At 41.4% G+C, this 17,325-nt stretch carries 16 protein-coding genes and 1 pseudogene; 5 read left to right on the top strand and 12 right to left on the bottom strand.

Translation table 11 applies throughout. The features are described 5' to 3' along the window. Nucleotides 1-53: 53 nt before the first annotated feature. The 4 genes from MKZ05_RS04820 to MKZ05_RS04805 form a co-directional block, all read right to left on the bottom strand. Nucleotides 54-470 carry a VOC family protein gene (locus tag MKZ05_RS04820; protein ID WP_050945474.1) on the bottom strand — a complete coding sequence of 139 codons (417 nt, stop codon included), beginning with the start codon at nucleotides 468-470 and terminating at the stop codon, nucleotides 54-56. 125 nt (nucleotides 471-595) lie between these two features. Then, nucleotides 596-2,134, bottom strand: a complete 1,539-nt coding sequence (locus tag MKZ05_RS04815) for a bifunctional GNAT family N-acetyltransferase/carbon-nitrogen hydrolase family protein (RefSeq protein ID WP_106032291.1) — start codon at nucleotides 2,132-2,134, stop codon at nucleotides 596-598. A 15-nt stretch (nucleotides 2,135-2,149) separates the two neighbouring features. Then, nucleotides 2,150-2,815, bottom strand: coding sequence for an HAD family hydrolase (locus MKZ05_RS04810; RefSeq protein WP_050945434.1), 666 nt, complete (start codon nucleotides 2,813-2,815; stop codon nucleotides 2,150-2,152). A 310-nt stretch (nucleotides 2,816-3,125) separates the two neighbouring features. Next, nucleotides 3,126-3,476: a DUF5365 family protein gene (locus MKZ05_RS04805; protein ID WP_003212251.1), complete on the bottom strand. Its 351-nt coding sequence runs from the start codon at nucleotides 3,474-3,476 to the stop codon at nucleotides 3,126-3,128. Between the two features lie 108 nt (nucleotides 3,477-3,584). On the opposite strand from MKZ05_RS04805, the gene MKZ05_RS04800 reads away from it, so the two are divergent. Next, nucleotides 3,585-4,493, top strand: coding sequence for an RluA family pseudouridine synthase (locus MKZ05_RS04800; protein WP_226804842.1), 909 nt, complete (start codon nucleotides 3,585-3,587; stop codon nucleotides 4,491-4,493). A 37-nt stretch (nucleotides 4,494-4,530) separates the two neighbouring features. On the opposite strand, the gene MKZ05_RS04795 is transcribed toward MKZ05_RS04800, so the two are convergent. The 3 genes and pseudogenes from MKZ05_RS04795 to MKZ05_RS04785 form a co-directional block, all read right to left on the bottom strand. Further along, entirely contained in the window at nucleotides 4,531-5,097 is a 567-nt protein-coding gene (locus tag MKZ05_RS04795; RefSeq protein WP_185107634.1) for a class D sortase, read from the bottom strand. A 48-nt stretch (nucleotides 5,098-5,145) separates the two neighbouring features. Beyond that, nucleotides 5,146-8,042, bottom strand: a pseudogene (locus tag MKZ05_RS04790) (5'-nucleotidase C-terminal domain-containing protein). An 86-nt stretch (nucleotides 8,043-8,128) separates the two neighbouring features. Next, nucleotides 8,129-11,509 (bottom strand): CheR family methyltransferase, encoded by a 3,381-nt coding sequence (locus MKZ05_RS04785; protein WP_339161620.1) that lies wholly within the window; start codon nucleotides 11,507-11,509, stop codon nucleotides 8,129-8,131. A gap of 144 nt (nucleotides 11,510-11,653) precedes the next feature. Here MKZ05_RS04785 and MKZ05_RS04780 point away from each other — a divergent pair, with 144 nt between their 5' ends. Then, entirely contained in the window at nucleotides 11,654-12,298 is a 645-nt protein-coding gene (locus tag MKZ05_RS04780; protein ID WP_226804839.1) for a spore coat protein, read from the top strand. 29 nt (nucleotides 12,299-12,327) lie between these two features. Here MKZ05_RS04780 and MKZ05_RS04775 read toward each other — a convergent pair whose 3' ends face one another. Together MKZ05_RS04775 and MKZ05_RS04770 are read right to left on the bottom strand one after the other, a co-directional pair. Further along, nucleotides 12,328-13,203 (bottom strand): hypothetical protein, encoded by an 876-nt coding sequence (locus tag MKZ05_RS04775; RefSeq protein ID WP_050945475.1) that lies wholly within the window; start codon nucleotides 13,201-13,203, stop codon nucleotides 12,328-12,330. Nucleotides 13,204-13,359: 156 nt separating this feature from the next. Continuing rightward, complete coding sequence (locus MKZ05_RS04770) at nucleotides 13,360-13,869, bottom strand: YhcN/YlaJ family sporulation lipoprotein (RefSeq protein ID WP_003211812.1); 510 nt, start codon at nucleotides 13,867-13,869, stop codon at nucleotides 13,360-13,362. A gap of 151 nt (nucleotides 13,870-14,020) precedes the next feature. On the opposite strand from MKZ05_RS04770, the gene MKZ05_RS04765 reads away from it, so the two are divergent. Then, entirely contained in the window at nucleotides 14,021-14,419 is a 399-nt protein-coding gene (locus MKZ05_RS04765; RefSeq protein WP_050945440.1) for a hypothetical protein, read from the top strand. A 34-nt stretch (nucleotides 14,420-14,453) separates the two neighbouring features. Here the strand turns inward: MKZ05_RS04765 and MKZ05_RS04760 are convergent, their stop codons facing one another. Continuing rightward, entirely contained in the window at nucleotides 14,454-14,705 is a 252-nt protein-coding gene (locus MKZ05_RS04760) for a hypothetical protein (RefSeq protein ID WP_339161617.1), read from the bottom strand. Nucleotides 14,706-14,803: 98 nt separating this feature from the next. Between MKZ05_RS04760 and MKZ05_RS04755 the strand changes: the two genes are divergently transcribed. Together MKZ05_RS04755 and cspB are read left to right on the top strand one after the other, a co-directional pair. Beyond that, nucleotides 14,804-15,889, top strand: a complete 1,086-nt coding sequence (locus tag MKZ05_RS04755) for a diguanylate cyclase (protein WP_003211754.1) — start codon at nucleotides 14,804-14,806, stop codon at nucleotides 15,887-15,889. A gap of 217 nt (nucleotides 15,890-16,106) precedes the next feature. Beyond that, complete coding sequence (cspB, locus tag MKZ05_RS04750; RefSeq protein ID WP_003212277.1) at nucleotides 16,107-16,307, top strand: cold shock-like protein CspB; 201 nt, start codon at nucleotides 16,107-16,109, stop codon at nucleotides 16,305-16,307. 113 nt (nucleotides 16,308-16,420) lie between these two features. On the opposite strand, the gene MKZ05_RS04745 is transcribed toward cspB, so the two are convergent. Continuing rightward, nucleotides 16,421-16,780: a hypothetical protein gene (locus tag MKZ05_RS04745; protein WP_339161613.1), complete on the bottom strand. Its 360-nt coding sequence runs from the start codon at nucleotides 16,778-16,780 to the stop codon at nucleotides 16,421-16,423. Between the two features lie 13 nt (nucleotides 16,781-16,793). Further along, nucleotides 16,794-17,318 (bottom strand): flavodoxin family protein, encoded by a 525-nt coding sequence (locus MKZ05_RS04740; protein ID WP_003210946.1) that lies wholly within the window; start codon nucleotides 17,316-17,318, stop codon nucleotides 16,794-16,796. Nucleotides 17,319-17,325 lie beyond the last annotated feature (7 nt).

The following is a 17,325-nucleotide window of genomic DNA, read 5'->3' as shown; positions in this document are numbered from 1 at the left end:
TCCTTCTGCTCCTCATTATCATACCATTGATAAACAATAAAAAAGAAGCACCCTTATGAAAGGCCGCTTCTCTCCTCATCCATATAAAACACTTCCCACAAATGACCATCAAGATCCTGAAAGCTCCATCCATACATGAACTCATGATCCTGCTTTTCCTTAAACGGTGAACCGCCTGCTGCCATTGCCTGCTCGACAAGCTCATCGACCTCTTCTCGTGAATGAACACGCATAGAAATGATCACCTCTGATGCTTTTTTTGCATCCACTAATTGTTTCTCTGAAATGGACTGAAAATGCCTGAGTGACAACAGCATGACGGTGATCGTGTCATCAATGACCAAACAGGCCGCCTGATCATTCGTGAACTGCTGCTCAAATTCAAAACCCAGCTGCTCAAAAAAAGCGATAGATTCCTTCACATGATTTACCGGCAAATTGATATACAGATGTTTAGATTGTCGCCCCATGTTCCTCTCCTTTTTGAACACATAATCTCCTTTCAGTATATTCAGCTTTTTCTTCAGCATCCCTTTGGCAATTGAAAAAAATATGTTATCAAAAAGAAGCGCCTCAACCATAGGCGCTTCCTTCATTATTTCTTATATTCAATATGGTACACGTCTCTTCTTCGGTCTTTCAGCTGACGTACGGTCCCATCTTGCCTTTGTCTTCTTAAAATTTCTAAATCGACATCACCTACGACAACCATCTCAATGTTTGGATTACACTCTCCTACAATCCCATCTCTTGCAAATTCAAAGTCTGATGGGGCAAATATAGCCGATTGTGCATATTGAACATCCATATTTTCGGTTTGTGGAAGGTTGCCAACTGTTCCAGAGATGACGGTATAAATCTGGTTTTCAACCGCTCTCGCCTGTGCACAGTAACGTACTCTTAAATAGCCTTGGCGGTCTTCTGTACAGAACGGAGTGAAAATAATTTTCGCTCCTTTGTCAGCTGCGATCCGTGCAAGTTCAGGAAATTCAATATCGTAGCAAATTTGGATCGCAATTTTGCCGCAATCCGTATCAAATACCCGGACCTGGTCACCAGCTGAAATCCCCCACCATTTTCTTTCATTCGGCGTGATGTGAAGCTTATATTGCTTTTCAATCGTTCCATCACGTCTAAATAAATAGGCGATATTGTAGATTTTCCCTTCTTCTTCTACAAAGTGGGAACCGCCGATGATATTAATGTTATATTTCACAGAAAGGTCTGTGAACAAATTAATGTAGTCCTCGGTATATTCCGTGATCCGCTGCACGGCAAGACTAGGTGACCGCTCTTCTAAATAAGACATGAGCTGCGTCGTGAAAATTTCTGGGAATACCGCAAAGTCAGCTGATGCATCTGATGCAACATCCACATAATACTCGACCTGATTCATAAATTCTTCAAAGGAGTGAATTTGTTTCATCGCATATTGAATCACACAAATTCGAACAGGGAACGCCGATTTAAAATATCTTTTCGATTGCGGGCGATAATCCACATTGTTCCATTCCATTAACGTCGCATATGTGCTGGATGCTTTATCATCAGGCAAGTAATTCGGATTGATCCGCATGAGACTAAATTCATTTAACAGCTGAAAAGATAAAACGGGATCATAGATTTGGTGAAGCATGACCTGCTCAACATACTGGCGAGGCGTCATTTCCTCTTGGTATTTATGATAGTTCGGAATGCGCCCGCCAATGATGATGCTTTTTAAATTTAATCTTCTTGCCAAGTCTTTTCTTGCTTCATACAAGCGATGTCCAATTTTCATTCGTCGGTATTCAGGACTCACCATGACTTCGATTCCGTACATATTCATCCCATCCGGATTGTGGTTTGTGATGTACCCATCATCTGTAATGTCCTGCCACGTGTGGCGATCATCGTATTCATCAAAGTTAATTAATAAACTTGAACAAGAGCCAATGATTTCTCCCTCGAATTCAGCACAAAACTGCCCTTCTGGGAAATGCTCAAGGTGGCTTTCAAGATGCTCTCGTTTCCAAGGATCCATGCCTGGAAAGCATACCTCTTGCAAGGCAATGATCCGGTCAATATCCTCTTCCCGGATATTACGGATCTCCATTCTTTTTTCAAACCGCGTTAAGTCTAGTTTTTCTGCCATGATGTATTTGCCCCCTTACTGATCCTCTTTTTCAAGCTGATGGAATAGCTGGAGCAATTCGATTTCAGCCATGGATTCTAATCTGACATCATATTCTTCAAATTGCAGCGTGCTCGTCACTTTGTTTGGGACGATGACACATTTCATACCTGCCCGTTTGGCAGCTACTGATCCATTTACAGAATCCTCAAATGCCACACAATCTTTTGGCTCTACCCCTAAGCAGTGTGCGGTTTGCAAATAGAGCTCTGGATTTGGTTTCACTTCTTCCACATCATCTGACGTGCGGATACATTCAAAATAGTCGAAAAGACCAATCTGCTTCAGGTGATCAGACACCCATTTATAGTCTGAGCTGGAAGCAAGTCCAATCTTGATCCCCAGCTCCTTTGCTGCTTCTAAATAAGCTTCTACACCAGGTCTTGCTGATTCGTCCTTCATTCTTTTTTGAAAACGAGAACGCCGATCTGCTGTGAGTGTCTCATGATCCAGCGTCTTTCCTAGCTGCTTTTCCAAATATTCAAATGGCTTAAAGCCTGCCTGCGTCCCAATGACCTTGCCCCATACGGAAAGAGGCAGATCTGACTCATGCTCCGCAAACATTTCTTGTAAAACCTCATATTCATGTGTTTCTGTATCTAAAATTAATCCGTCAAAATCAAATATAATCGCCTTTACCAACGAGGCCACTCCTTTTTTTTACAAAAGTCTTAAAGATATACTCAATGCTATCATATCGTGAATAAAATTGACTTTCAAAGATGAATGTCTGCTAAAATGATTATGTATAAAAGGAGCCTGCACCGTTTTGTCAGGCTCCTACCCATGTTCGGTTCATTCTGCAAGAGATCCAAGCGCTCCGATTCGTGGAGAAATAGGCGATGTTGAAAAAGAGCGGGTTTGGTATTACAGATCTTAAAGGTTTCTCCGTTCCCTTAAAAATAGTATGTGCGAGGGCCCTGTAAGTTAACAAGGAAGTTCACACCATCTTTTACGCATTTTGAAGGTGACGGCTGGCAAAATCGTCGAGATCAAACGGAAAAGAAAAGCCGCAGGCGTTGACCTGCTCACGGTTTCGCTCGAATAGCTCACGATCTCGTTTGGTGAGATGACGTTTCGGTTTTACAATAATGGTATGTAATAGCTGAAGTCCCGATAAAATACGAAAAGCATCATCCATCGTCCCGTTATATACACCATCAATAAAGGTAAGGGAGCGATCTTTTTGACGCATATCCCGCTGCTGTCCATTGACAGCATGAGAAAGAAGATCTTCAACATCCTTTGATATTTCTTCAATTGCCTGCTCTTGCAGGTCTGTAGCAGCTTTCATTAATCTCACGTGACATCTACCTCTCTGTCGTTATTCTTTATTCAGAATAGCACAGAAAAAAAGGCGTTCGCCAAGGTAAGTGTTTCCTATATATACCCATAGAGAGGAACGGATATCATGATCATAAAAGGACACACGCTCTCACTAAAAGTAGACGAGAAGTATCATCACACTTCACTCAGTCATTTTTTAAAGACAGCCGTCTCTGCATCAAAACCGATTATTCACTTTTGGATGGAGCATCAAAAAGTTCGTTTAAATCAAAAGCCTGCCCATCACGCAGCTAAAGTCAGTCAAGGCGATCAGATCATCATTGATTTATTTGAAACAGAAGAAAGTGATGTGACACCGGAATATGGTGAATTAGAGGTACTCTTTGAAGACGAGCATTTATTAATTGTGCAAAAACCTGCCGGCCGGCCAACTCATCCGAATGAACAAGGACAAACAGGCACACTGGCAAATCTTGTGGCATTCCATTTTCAAGCAAATGGTGAAGAAAAGCGGGTAAGACATATCCACAGGCTTGATCAAGACACGAGCGGCACCGTCATTTTTGCAAAGCATAGATTAGCCCATGCGGCTCTTGATCAAATGCTTTCTAAAAAAACAATCAAACGCACATACATCGCCATCGCAGAGGGACTTTTCAAAAAAAAGAAAGGCACCATCGATGCAGCGATCGGCCGTGACAAACACCATGCAGTCAGACGAAGAATCTCCCCTAATGGGCTAAAAGCTGTGACTCATTTTCAGGTCATGGACATGAATAAACGTCTGCAACTGACAGCCGTTAAACTTCAATTAGAAACGGGTAGAACGCATCAAATTCGTGTCCACCTGAGCAGTCTCGGGCATCCACTAGCTGGGGATACATTATATGACGGAGTTCGTGATTACATCAATAGGTGTGCTCTTCACGCCAAGCAAGTAGACATGAAACATCCTTTTACAGGTGAGCATCTGATCATCGAAGCACCTCTACCACCTGATATGGACCAGCTCATGAGTCAAATCATCCATTAACAAAAGAGCCTGCGTATGAAAAGCAGGCTCTTTTTCTTTATTCAGACACTCTTTTTGCATAAATAATATACCGCTCTGGCGCATTGCCGACGAAATGAAAAGGATAGCATGTGGTTAACACCAGCTCTTCCTTTTCATTCTGCAACGTAATGATGGATGTATCATGCTGATCAACAATTTTCGTATGTGTGATTTCATATATAAATTCACCATATGGCACAGTGATTTTCAGTTGATCTCCAATATCCAGTTCGCCTGTCCGGCGAAACACCGTGTCACGATGGCCAGAAAGAACGATTTGTCCATTTTGATCCGGATAATAACTGCCTTTGTAGTGTCCTACTCCCTTTGCAAGGTCATCCGCATCCGTCCCTTCGACAATTGGAAGGTCTGCTTTTAATTTTGGAATCGTCAGGATGCCAGAAGCTTTCCCCACTTCTGGAGCAAACTGCTTCTTGGACATCCCTTGATCGTCTGCCACGACCTTCTTCGCTTCGTCTAATGATTGGGCTGTTTGAAGATGAGTCGATGCGATTTGCCATATCCCCCAGCCGAGCAGCACAATCCCGGCTGTCATCACAGTCAGTGCAAGCCACTTTTTCATGCTTAAACTCCTTTGCCTGTTACATTTCTCTTAGATGATACGCTCTCTTTAGCTTGCTGCTTTTTCCTCTTGTTTTGCTTTTTGAATTCGTCCCTCTTTTTGATACACAATGGAAGCTCCTTCAAAGCTTTTCACAAAATCGACAGTGGCTTCTAAGTCTTCTGGGCCTGTTTCAGGGTTTTGCCCAAGCCTGCCTATTGGTGCATATTTACTGCCAGTTGCTGTTTCCATGAAGTTATTCACAGTGAGTGTATACGCTTGATCGAGAGCTATTGCTGAACCGTCTGGCAGCTTCAAGTCGACTACTTTATATGTTACAGGATCATAGGAATATGAAAAGCCTGAAATGCTATAATCTGGTCCAAATTGTGGAGAAATTTGTGCTTCTATGATCTCTACTAAGTCTTTTCCCTTGATCTCTAGTTTGACTAAAACGTTGCCAAATGGCTGAATATTAAAGAGATCTCCCCACGTTATCGGCCCTTTTTCAAGGTTTTGTCTAATGCCGCCTCCATTCATCATGGCAAAGTCACTTTTCATTGAATATCTCATACCATCCGCAATCAAATTACCGAGCGGCGTGTCTCCATCATTTGAATAGCCGCCTTCCATTTTGACCCCGGCTTCTCCAACAACCTCACTAATAATCGGCTCCACTTCTTTCCCGTAATGAGCCAAGATGTCTGCTGCTTCCTTGTCCTTTTCTATACCAGCTTGATCTACATACTGGATATTCGCACTCTTTTTGACGATATCCTTCGTTTTACGGTCAAGTGTCACATTGACTTCGCCAATCGCCTTTCCATATTCAAAGGCTTGCACAATTAATTTTCCATTGACCTCTCCATTGACCACTTCATGATTATGCCCTGCAAAGATGACGTCAATTTCATCATCACCTTCTTTTGCAAGCTTTGCACTCTCTCCGGTGATCGTATCCCCATTTTGAGAGGCTGTCATATGAGCTAAAACCGCTATGGCTTTAACTCCTTTTTGTTTTAGTTCCTTCGTGGCTTCATTCACAGCTTTGACTTCATCTGTAAACTGAATGTCTTTAATCCCTTCTGGCATGACCATTCCTGCGGCTGACTTGGTCACAACGCCGATAAATGCGACTGGGATTCCTTCGACATCGATGATTTCATAAGCCGGTAAAAGCGGTTTGCCAGTAATTCACAGTTCGCACAAACGAGCGGAAAGTTCTGTCCGTCATACCCCTTTGTGCCTTTAGGATGATCTCCGCCATTTAAGATACGCAATAGCTCGTCTACCCCTTCATCGAATTCATGGTTGCCGACCGTGCCGACATCAAAGCCAATGTTCTCCATGAGTTCAACGGTTGGTTCATCTTGCAGAAGAGAAGATATTGGAGAGCTCCCGCCAATCATATCTCCAGCATGGACCGTGATCGTATTTTTGTGCGCTGCTTGTTTTTGCTTCATATAGGCCGCGACATAATCCATCCGCCCATACATGCCTTTATTGCCATCATCTTTTAGATCCAATTCGTATTCTTGATCAATTTTACCGTGTAAATCATTCAAACTTAAAATCGTTAATGGTACGTCGTCCGCATCCTTTTCCGGCTGATAACCAGCCTGCTCTGCTTCTTCTTTGGAAGCAAAAAAGATCCGTTTATCCACATCGATTTCTTTCCATTTGTCAGGGGACACGTAGGTTTTGACAGATGAATCACCAACATAGCGTGTCAGTCCTTTTTTCTGTTCACGTGCTCTAAATTCAAATGGCTGTTCCAGTAGAGGGGCTGCTTCGTTCCATATGCCCAGTCCTTTTTCCTTTGCTTCTTTTACTGCTTTTTGAAACGTATGATAGTCCTTTTCATCTCCAACTGGCCAGATGAAATAAGTAGGGGCATATCCTTTTTTCACAAGCTCTAGATTTGTATTTAACCCTTTTTTGGTTTTCACTTGAGCTAAAAGACGTCCATAGTTATCTTTCGCTTCAGGACCAATCTTTAATGTGACTTGGTCACCGCTTGAAAGTAGTGTTTTTAAATAGTCAGTCGCTTGCTGTCCAAAACGCAATTGGTTTTTGTCTAATTCGCTTTTTGGCTGATGATACGTTTCCGGCGTGTCCATATTCACAAAACGCACCTTTGTTGTACCTAGAACGGGCTTCTTTAGATGAATCGTATCTCCATCCACCACACGGTCAACCGTTGCTTTGTATTCTTTCTTCATCTTTGGCGGCTTTGGCTGGCGTTTCAGCAGGTTGATATCATCCTTATGTCTTGGAAGCACCTGCAACGTATCATATCTGCTTAACACCCCTGTAAACTCGTACCATTTTCCTGTCTTTACTTTATCAATCGCATTCGTATCGACCATCACTCTCAGAGTGGTGCTGTGATATTTTTTATCGATGATCACCACATTGTATCCACCGCCAGCCGGCTGCGCTGGTTTTGCCTCTACATAGCCTTTGACCTTTACTAGTCTTCCTTCATGTTTACCTGCTTGTTCCGTTTCTAGCTGCTTCACAGACACTCGCTTCGCCTTTGGCAAGGTTTGGTTCACAGCATCTATCTTCAGACTGCCTTGATCTGGCACAATTTCAACCAGTCCTTTATAAGACGTGATTTTACCAGTCACTGTCACCTTCATCCCTGCTTTTAGTTCCGGGAAGTGATTGGGCTGAGCTGAATAAACATTGATTCCAGCTGATTTGTCTTGAATGTATGTGGACAGTTTCCCATTGCCTACAGCTGATTGATCTGCTGTCACAATTCCGCTCACTGTCACGGTCTTTCCTATGAGCTGACGGGCTTTTTTGATCTGCACAATCTTTTTTTGTTTCCACACCATTTCTTTCTTTTCAGATGCATTGACCTCGCTCCCTGCGGACATGCCAGGCAATAAGGATTGCAAACTAAAGATCACCAGAACCAAGCAACAAATCATTCGAATAAACAGCATTCGTTTCATTAGACCTCTCCCCTTTGTGCTTCATCTCTCATAGTGTACAAAGTAAATATTGATATTGAATGGATTTCATGTAAAACTTGTCTTTTTTAACTCATCGGAAAGGTAATAATCACTCGTGTCCCCTCAAAGTTTTTGCTTTCAAAACGAATGGTGCCGCCATGGCTTTCAATGATTTTAATGGTCATCATTAAACCAAGGCCTGTCCCCTTTTCTTTTGTTGTATAAAATGGTTCACCGAGTTTCCCTATTTCGTCCTCTGGTATTCCCTTTCCTTGGTCTTCAAAGATCAACATCATTTGCTGATCTTTCATGAGAGAGGTCACCTTGATGACGCCTGTCACACCATCCATCGCTTCTATTCCGTTTTTAAGGATGTTTAGGAAGACTTGTTTCAGTTCATTCGGAATGCCTTGAATGTTAGGGAGCGACGGAGACAGCTTTTTCTGAATGGACACGCCTTTTAAGACCGCCTGGGATTCAACGACCATGATCACTTCTTCGAGCAGAAGATTGACATGTACCGGTTCAAATTTCACCGATTTGCTTCTCGAAAGAACGAGGAATTCATTAATAATCGACTCGAGCCGATTAAACTCTGACATCATCACATCTGCATAATCTTTCTGATACTTTTTACTTTGAATCATCAGCTGTAAAAACCCTTTTAATGAGGTCAGCGGGTTCCGTATCTCATGAGCGATGCCTGCTGCAAGCTGCCCTACTGCTGACAGCATCTCAGATTTCATCAGCATCTTCTCTGACTGCTTTTGATTGGTGATATCCTCTGAAATCCGCATGACGGTTGACTGCATTTTGTCAGGGTCATCAATTCGGTGTAAAGAGACTCTCTCCCATCGTTCACGTCCAGATAAATCTTGAAAGTATAGTTCACCTGTCCAGCTGCCATCTCTTAAACAAACCTTCCATTGTTTCTCTAAATCATCACATTGACATAGCGAATGATAGACAGAAAAAATATCTTTGCCGATCAGGTCATATTCATGCTGCTGGACAAACTGACAGAAACGCTGATTCACGCATTGGATGACCCCTTCCTCAGTTGCCACAACAATATGAATATGGCTGTTATCAAGTGCCGTCACCGCTAGATGAAGCGACTGCTTGATTTTCGTTACTTCAGTCATTTTAATCCAGGTCATCACTGCTCCTTCACGTTCTTCATCGTAGATGGGTGTGATGTGAACGGTGAATTGCTCGCCTTCGTTCGTTTCAATTTCACGTTCGATCGCGCGCCTATCCGATATGACGGATTGGATATCATGATAGAGCGTTTCCTGCGTAAGCTTTTTAGCCATCGACTGAAAGGATTGCTGATGTCTGATTTTCGCAGAAGTAAATAAAGAGGCAGCTGTAGGAGTGTAATAGCGTATATTCATGTCCCTGTCCACAAACAGCGTTGCAAGCTCCGGCTTGACAGAGGGTTTGTACAGTTCTTCTCTTGTCACCCTCAAGTTGTTTATGATATTTATATAATGTTCGTGTTTTTTCTCAAACTCCTCTAATTGCGTGTGTTTTGCTTTTAATTGAGCCCTTGCCTCCTGCTCCTTTTGTTTGACTTCATTGAGTTCATTTTCCAAATCGACAATACGCTGTTGATAGACTGAATTCTGATCTGACATCCCTATGTCCCTGCCGTTCTTTTGATTTTTTCCTCTCTCATTCATTCGAATGAGAATGACGTAAACTCCCTTAAAACGGCGGTCAAAACTTTTCACGGTAAAATCTGCATATTGCTTGCTGCCTTTTTCCGAAATGAGAACATGTTGAAACACAACCTCTGTCTCGTCTGTCCACACCTTTTGAAAGGTTTGACTGAGCATCTCTTTCATATAATCTGGTGTCACATATTCACATGATTGATCTGACACTTCTGTATGATCTAAAAAAGAATACGCACCCTTTGATACTGCCAGGATTTTGTCACTATCATTGATGACCATACATGCATCATAATCCTTGCTTACTTCTTGCATATATTGTTCGGCTCGCGCTTTCAACTCGATATCACGAGCGTCTGATGTCCAAGGGACATGTGGTTTTGAAACGTTTGAATGGGTGTAAATGTTCCATTTTTCATTGAACAAATGAAACAAACGAGGGATATTGGGTACAGTTTCATTTGGCCCTAATATCAACATCCCTTGATCTTTTAAAGCATATTGGAATCGGGACAATACTCGTTTTTGCACTTCAGGCTGGAAGTACATCAGAACATTTCGGCAACTGATAAAATCGAGGTGGATAAAAGGTGAATCGATCAATAAATTGTGAGGTGCAAAGACAATATGTTTTCTAAGCGACTGCTTCACAATAAAAGCGTCACCTTTCCTTTCGAAATATCGCGCCCGCCATTTTTCCGGCATCCTTGCCATAGACTCTACTGAGTAAAGACCTTTACTAGCTGTTTGAATGGCTTTCCGGTTGATATCTGTTGCAAATACTTGAAGTTCAATGGTCACTTGTCTTCGCTTCATTTCTTCTAAAAATAAGATCGTAAAAGAATACGCTTCCTCTCCTGTCGAACATCCTGCAATCCAAATACGGCATCGAGATTTCCCGTTTTTCACCGCATTTTCAATGATCGACGGAATGATCTGATGTTCACATACATGAAAAGCCTCCATATCTCTAAAAAAAGATGTCATGCCGCTTAGAAGCTGAGCGTGCAGAAGGTCAAGCTCATCTGGTTCTCTTTCTAATAAGTAGTCGTACTCTGCTAACAATGAAATCCGTTTTTTTGCAACATTCATTCGTTTTTGAATGACAGATAGCAGCCTTTTCTTTTGATAGGTTGAAAAAGCAATGCCTTTATACATTTCAAGACGTTCAATAATTCTCAGTAAAACAGGATCTGCCTCATCGAGATGCGGGACGTTGATGATATTTGCGATATATGCCGCAAGGGTTGAAGGGTCTTTGAATGTTTGTTGATACAAAGTGTCAAAACCACTTTCTTCCTCACTGCACGATAAAACTGTACCGCCCTGCTCAACCAACTGAAGCAAGCCACTTCCCACGCAATGACCTTTTTGAAAGAAAATCGCATATGCCTCCTCCTTTTGAACGCTGGCAAGAGACTGAAAAAGCAAGTCCACAGAGCAAGCCATGCACGCCGGCAGCTGCTCTGATAGGTGCAGCCGCTGATCTTCTGTTAACGTCACTACCGCATGCTGTGGACAAAAATAAATCGTCTTCTTCATGACTTTCTCACCATGTTTAATCGTTTTTGCCCGGTAGCCAATCGGTAAAACAAGTGCTTCCAAATCAGTTATACAATCGCCTGTCACATGATTTTGTACAACAATAAAAGAGGCATTTAGTTCATGTGGAAATGATTGAAAAAAAGCCTCAAGATGATGCTGTTCAAACGGCGAAACACCGATGCCAATCACTGGTGCCTGCACATGTTCGTCTTCTATCAAACGATTAATGATTTTGTCCTGCATCTGGTACCCCCATGTTCATTCGTCTGATACTTTTTTTCGACAAAAAGGAAGAAAACCCTCTAATTGTAAATAATGTTTTTTGCATGAAAGAAGGAAAACTTCCTCACATTAAAACAGAATGTATAAACAATAGGAGGAATCTCTATGCAAAACGATCAGCAGACAAACGTTCAAGGAAATGTCCAGCAGCCCCAATTCAATCATGGCGGGCATGAGTTATTTGATTTACATGAAGTATTAGCAGGGACCATTAATATTTTGGATCAATACATGATCTTTCGCCAATTCATCCAAGATCCCTCATTATCCGACATTTTAGATCGACAATATCAATTTGTATTGTCACAGTATAATGTCACGGTAGATTGTTTTTCTACTGGTCAAAAGCCTAGTGAAGAAACATCTACGTATATGATGAAAGAACAAACAGAGGTGACATACGGAATAAAACCATCTCAGCCTAAGAAGCCAAATCAATCGTTACAGGATGTAAAGGACTCGGGAATTACAGGGCATATGCTAGGTCTCGTGAAATCACATGCTGGATTACTTTCAATGACTGCACTAGAGGTAACAAACCCTGTGGTGCGACGTGTGCTTGCAGCGCAAATTCCGAACTTTATTGAAATGGCGTATGAAATTTTCTTATATCAAAATAAACATAGCTATTATCAAGTTCCGCAGCTTACAGCTCAAGATATGCAGGCGATGACGTCTACATTTGCCCCAATGAAGGGCCAAGTTCAAATGCCGCCAAACAAAGCCAATCAGCAAAAACCGCTTCATTAAACAAAAAACGGCCGACCTATATCCTCAGGTCAGCCGTTTTTTCTTTGATAACTCAGTTTAAATTGCTCTTCAAAATCTGCCAAACGTTGTCCTGTCGCTTGTTCAAAACCTCTATCAAAACGGCCAGTCTTTGCCGTTTCCTCCATAATCTCATGTATGACGTCTCGTCCATAAAGCTGCACGAGCTCATAAATCATATAGTAGCTTTGCACATAAACATCTGTCTCATACGTCATTCGGGAGTCCTGCCAATCTTGATCGGAATGAAGAAATTGAAAGGGAATGACGTCGAACCGTTCAGACGTGGCATTTAACACGTCATAGGCCGTCCATTCTGCTGTTCCCTCATGGAACCAAAGGGGAAAGATCACCGAAGACACTTCGTAAGAATGAACTTTTTCATAGAAAACAAAGTGAGCATATTCATGAATCAATAACGTGTTGAAAAAGTATAAAGGGAGTGTCTCTTTCTTCAATAATGCTTCCCGCTTATCTGGATATAACCCTATCATTTGATCATGATCGGAGTAAAAACCCGTAATATGCTTAATTCCTGCAAATTGCTCGATTGTCTCTTTATCATCAAAATAAATAATGTCTAAAGGTTTGTCAGTTTCAAAATGAAATACTGACGCTGTCCTCTTCTTTGCCTGATCCATGGCCTCAATTGTTAAATCAACAAAAGCGTCCTCTTCCTCTGCATAGTATATTCTAATATGTTCATAGACTTGCTTATTGAGTCCCTCCGTTAAAATCGTTTTAGGAGAAGACTGCTGCTCTAAATATTGTCCTGTCAGCTGAAACGCAACATAAATCAAGTATGCGGTGAAAGCATAAAAAATGAGACCTGCTGCTATCATTCCGCCTACAAGCTTTTTATGAATCAATGACGGCTTGGCTTTCATTTGCTCCCCACCTGAATTCATCCTGCAGCCTCTTTCTCTTTCTATGAAGAAACAAAGATCAACAAGAGGTGATATATTTTTTACTTTATGCAGTCAGGTGCGCAAGGTGCGGTTCCAAACAAAAAAGCCGCATATGACATACGGCTTTTGTCGTAGTTATTTTGATTCAGGGAAGACACGTCTGACCGTTTCAGTAAATTCATCGAAAAATCCTGAGATGGGCTCTCCGCTTCTAATACGTTTTCCGTACCCTTCCATACGATCGACAAAGTCTGGATTCGCAGATACATACACATTGTCGATTTGTTGATCCGTTGATTTGACTTTATCAGAAATTTTCTTTTTCAAATCTTCTGTTACATTACCGCTTTTATCGCCTTCAAGCATAACGGCAACAAATGCATTCTTTCCTGTAACAAGTACGTTCGCTGTTTTTACTTCAGACATGTTGGCTACTAGCTCTGACGCTTTATCTGCCACTTTGACCTTCTGAGGTGTTTGAACATCTGGCTGATCCTGCCTCATGTTGTCATTCTTATATGTGACATTTTCATACTGTCGTTTCATTGTTCCTCTTCGCTCATCGCCCTGGTTGTTCATACCACATCCAGTGGTGATCAATGCTGGAACGAGTAGTAAAGATAGCATCCATTTCTTATTCATCATTTATTCCCTCCTTTTGCTCTTAGGTTTTTCATCCAGTCAGCTTTTTATGCATACATCCTCTCTTTCAGCGAATTGAATTCATAATTCAGCTTTGTTTGGTCATCCTAAACATGATGAAGAAGAATCATCACGATCAAATGGAGGGATTCGTTTGTTTAAAAAAAGAAAAGGCATGAGCACTGGCGCAATGATCGCAGCATCTACAGCCATCATTGCATTATTTTCCCCAGTTTTACGAAGAAGACTGAAAAGCATGACGCAAATGAATATGTCTTCAATGATGAAGGGAAAAGATCAACAGCACCATGAATCGTCTCGACAAGAGTCACACGCACAGAAAGAATCAAAGGGCACTGCGGAAATCGGACAAATGATGAAGCAGGCATTCACTGCTGTACAGCCAAATCATACGAATCAGCACCAATCGACATCAAGAAACCATCAGCCAAGAGAGTCTTATGCACAGTCTCTTCATATTGATGAAAGTGTCATGAATGTGATGGATGATGAATCAATCCAGCAAGTGATCAATGACATCGAGCACAAATAAGAAAACAGGAGCCTTTATGAATAGAGGCTCCTGTTTATTCTCCTGAAAAATGTTCTTTCATCATCACAGAGAAGAAAGGTAAAAAGGTGATTTCAACTGTTGTGATAAAATCGCCATAAGCTTCCACTATGATTAAAAGCTCTTTTTCGTATTGCTCGTCTTGATTCTCAAATCGAAATGTCAGGCTTTGATATTCAATAGGCATCCCTTTCTCGAACCTTTCATCTGGCTCCGTTTCAAAAAAAGAAAGCCAGTCCGTTTCATCTGGGAAGCGTTTTCCTCGCATATGTTTCGATCCCCTTATAAGTGAAATTTTTATTAATTATCCTTTTTCCCCTTTTCTTTTGCAACAAATTTTAGTAATTTTAAAAAGGTGATTTAATTTTGCTAAGAGACCTCTTTATTAATTTAACAATTCTTGTCACTTTTCATTATCTATTTCTGCTTGTGTTTAAAGAGAATTTTCTTAAGAAAGAAGATACCCTGCTCAGACAACTATTCAAAGGCATTCTTTCTGGGTTACTCGGTGTCCTCTTAATGTTCTTCTCTATCAAAGCAGGACCAGCCATCATCGATTTAAGACATATCCCCCTTATTTTAACGGCCTTTTATGGAGGCATCGCCCAAACCATCATTGCAGCCTGTGTTGTAATCATTGGTCGATTATTAATCGAAGCCAACGTCGCTTCTTTCATCAATATTTTTTCCATGATGATCATCGCAACAGCTTCTTTTTTAATTGCTGAGCGCCATATGAATCAAGTTATGAAAATGCTTTTGTCCATTACGTTAGGTAATGTCATTGCCACAAGCCTGTTTATCATGATCGTGCATGAGACATCATTTGAACTGCATTTTGCTTATTGGATGTTCTCATATGTTGCAGGACTGTTTAACTTTTACGTCATTGAGCATCAAACAAAAGCATATCAGCTGTTAAATTTGTATAAATTCCAAGCTCATTATGACTTTTTAACAGGTGTTTTAAATAAGCGGAAGTTCGATGAGGTCTTAAATGATGCTTTTTCGATGAAATTTAAGCAGCCTATCCATCAAATATCCCTTATTTACTTAGACATCGATTACTTCAAATCCATCAATGACCAATATGGACATCATGAGGGAGATATGGTTTTAAAAGAAATCGGAAAAAGGCTGATGAAAAACACAAGAAGCTCAGATTATATTGGCCGAATTGGCGGTGAGGAATTTGCCGTCCTTCTACCCAATTGTACAGTTGAAAAAACATGGCAGATTGCAGAACGCTTACGAAGAAAAATAGCAGATCAGCCGATTTATTTACAAAATGGCATGTCCATTCATATTACAGTATCACTTGGGTGTGCGTATTTCCCCGGGACAAGTCCAAATATCAAGCAATTACCGATTATAGCTGACCAAGAGCTCTATAAAGCGAAGCAGTCTGGCCGAAATCAAGTGAGCTTCTCAGGGAGAAAAAGAGGCCAATGAACATAGGCTTTTTCCTCAATTTGTTAGCGCTAATTATTTTTAAAAAAGTTTTTGGATAACAGTTGTTTTTTCCCGCAAACACTGGTAAAGTAAAGGTAATTATTTTTGTTCGTATCATCTTTAAGAAGAAAGTTTTGAAAGAGTTTTCGTCTTTGAAGTTTGTGTAAGAGCAAGAATAGTGAATTTAAGCGTTAAGATCGCTTTAGGAGGAAATTTCATGTTAGAAGGTAAAGTAAAATGGTTCAACTCTGAAAAAGGTTTCGGATTCATCGAAGTAGAAGGTCAAGACGATGTATTCGTTCACTTCTCTGCTATCCAAGGCGAAGGCTTCAAAACTTTAGAAGAAGGTCAAGCAGTTTCTTTCGAAATCGTTGAAGGTAACCGTGGACCACAAGCTGCTAACGTTAACAAAGCGTAATTTAAGAGCATCTGCTCTTTAGCACTTTATAGAGTGAAGGAAAACCGCCCGGCTTCTGCCGGCGGTTTTTTTGTGCTATAAAAAAAGAGAACCTGACGAGAGGTTCTCTTTTTTTATTTGTCGTTCTGCTTTAGCTTCTGCAAAGCAGAACGATACATATCATCATTCATTTTAGTTTCTGGCTCTTCTTCTTTGACAGGTGGTTCTGGCTGCTTAAACTTTTGAAGCGCCTGTCTATAGAAATCATCACCAGACACTCGTTCATCCGTTTGAGAAGGCGTTGACGCTTGCTCTTCTACTTCAGGCTCTACAGGTCTCGCCGCAACTTCTGACTCGCTACGGGGCACGTCAGGCTGATTGGGCACATCTTCATTGATCTCTTTCTTCTCGACCGAAGCGTGTCTGACATTGAATGCTACTAATCCGATAATGACTAGAACAGCAGCTACTAACGCTACAATAATCGTCGCCAAAAGAACCCTCTCCTTATCGCTTAAATGACGCAGTGACTGATGCTACACGTCTTCCTAATGCTTTCCCGAGTTCAATGCCTTCTGTCGAAATCACTTCATCAGAATCAATCGGACATGTCACACCTGCTCCATAGTAAGAGCCGTATAAAGCATTTTCTGGCACATTTCCAGGAAGACCAACGACAAGCATCCCTTGGTGGAACATTGGTGTAATCAAATTATGCATCGTCATTTCTAAACCGCCGTGCGTTGTAGCAGTTGTACAGAAAACGGCACCGACTTTATCGATTAGTTTTCCCTCTGCCCATAGGTAGCCAAGACGGTCAATCCATGTCTTTAATCCAGCACTAATGGTCCCAAAGTGACCAGGGCAGCCCCAAATGATCGCATCCATTTGATCCAGCTTGCGAATATCCGCATCTTTCACGTGATCAACGAATACTTCAGCCTGCTCTGTTTCACCTGCGCCTGCTGCAATTGCTTCTGCCAGTGCTTTTGTATGGTTACCTTCACTATCATATACGACATAAATTTTCATGTACGGT

This window comes from Bacillus sp. FSL M8-0277, assembly GCF_037975305.1.
GTDB classification, from domain to species: domain Bacteria; phylum Bacillota; class Bacilli; order Bacillales; family Bacillaceae; genus Bacillus; species Bacillus pumilus.
Note: the sequence above shows the minus strand (reverse complement) of the source record. Positions and strands in the feature narration are given on the sequence as shown.

What these genes read in the sequence shown, in the direction of transcription:
- MKZ05_RS04760 (WP_339161617.1), bottom strand. Translation starts at nt 14,705, where the DNA reads ATGCGAGGAAAACGCTTCCCAGATGAAACGGACTGGCTTTCTTTTTTT.
- MKZ05_RS04815 (WP_106032291.1), bottom strand. Translation starts at nt 2,134, where the DNA reads ATGGCAGAAAAACTAGACTTAACGCGGTTTGAAAAAAGAATGGAGATC.
- MKZ05_RS04775 (WP_050945475.1), bottom strand. Translation starts at nt 13,203, where the DNA reads ATGAAAGCCAAGCCGTCATTGATTCATAAAAAGCTTGTAGGCGGAATG.
- MKZ05_RS04820 (WP_050945474.1), bottom strand. Translation starts at nt 470, where the DNA reads ATGGGGCGACAATCTAAACATCTGTATATCAATTTGCCGGTAAATCAT.
- MKZ05_RS04770 (WP_003211812.1), bottom strand. Translation starts at nt 13,869, where the DNA reads ATGATGAATAAGAAATGGATGCTATCTTTACTACTCGTTCCAGCATTG.
- MKZ05_RS04800 (WP_226804842.1), top strand. Translation starts at nt 3,585, where the DNA reads ATGATCATAAAAGGACACACGCTCTCACTAAAAGTAGACGAGAAGTAT.
- MKZ05_RS04795 (WP_185107634.1), bottom strand. Translation starts at nt 5,097, where the DNA reads ATGAAAAAGTGGCTTGCACTGACTGTGATGACAGCCGGGATTGTGCTG.
- cspB (WP_003212277.1), top strand. Translation starts at nt 16,107, where the DNA reads ATGTTAGAAGGTAAAGTAAAATGGTTCAACTCTGAAAAAGGTTTCGGA.
- MKZ05_RS04740 (WP_003210946.1), bottom strand. Translation starts at nt 17,318, where the DNA reads ATGAAAATTTATGTCGTATATGATAGTGAAGGTAACCATACAAAAGCA.
- MKZ05_RS04785 (WP_339161620.1), bottom strand. Translation starts at nt 11,509, where the DNA reads ATGCAGGACAAAATCATTAATCGTTTGATAGAAGACGAACATGTGCAG.
- MKZ05_RS04780 (WP_226804839.1), top strand. Translation starts at nt 11,654, where the DNA reads ATGCAAAACGATCAGCAGACAAACGTTCAAGGAAATGTCCAGCAGCCC.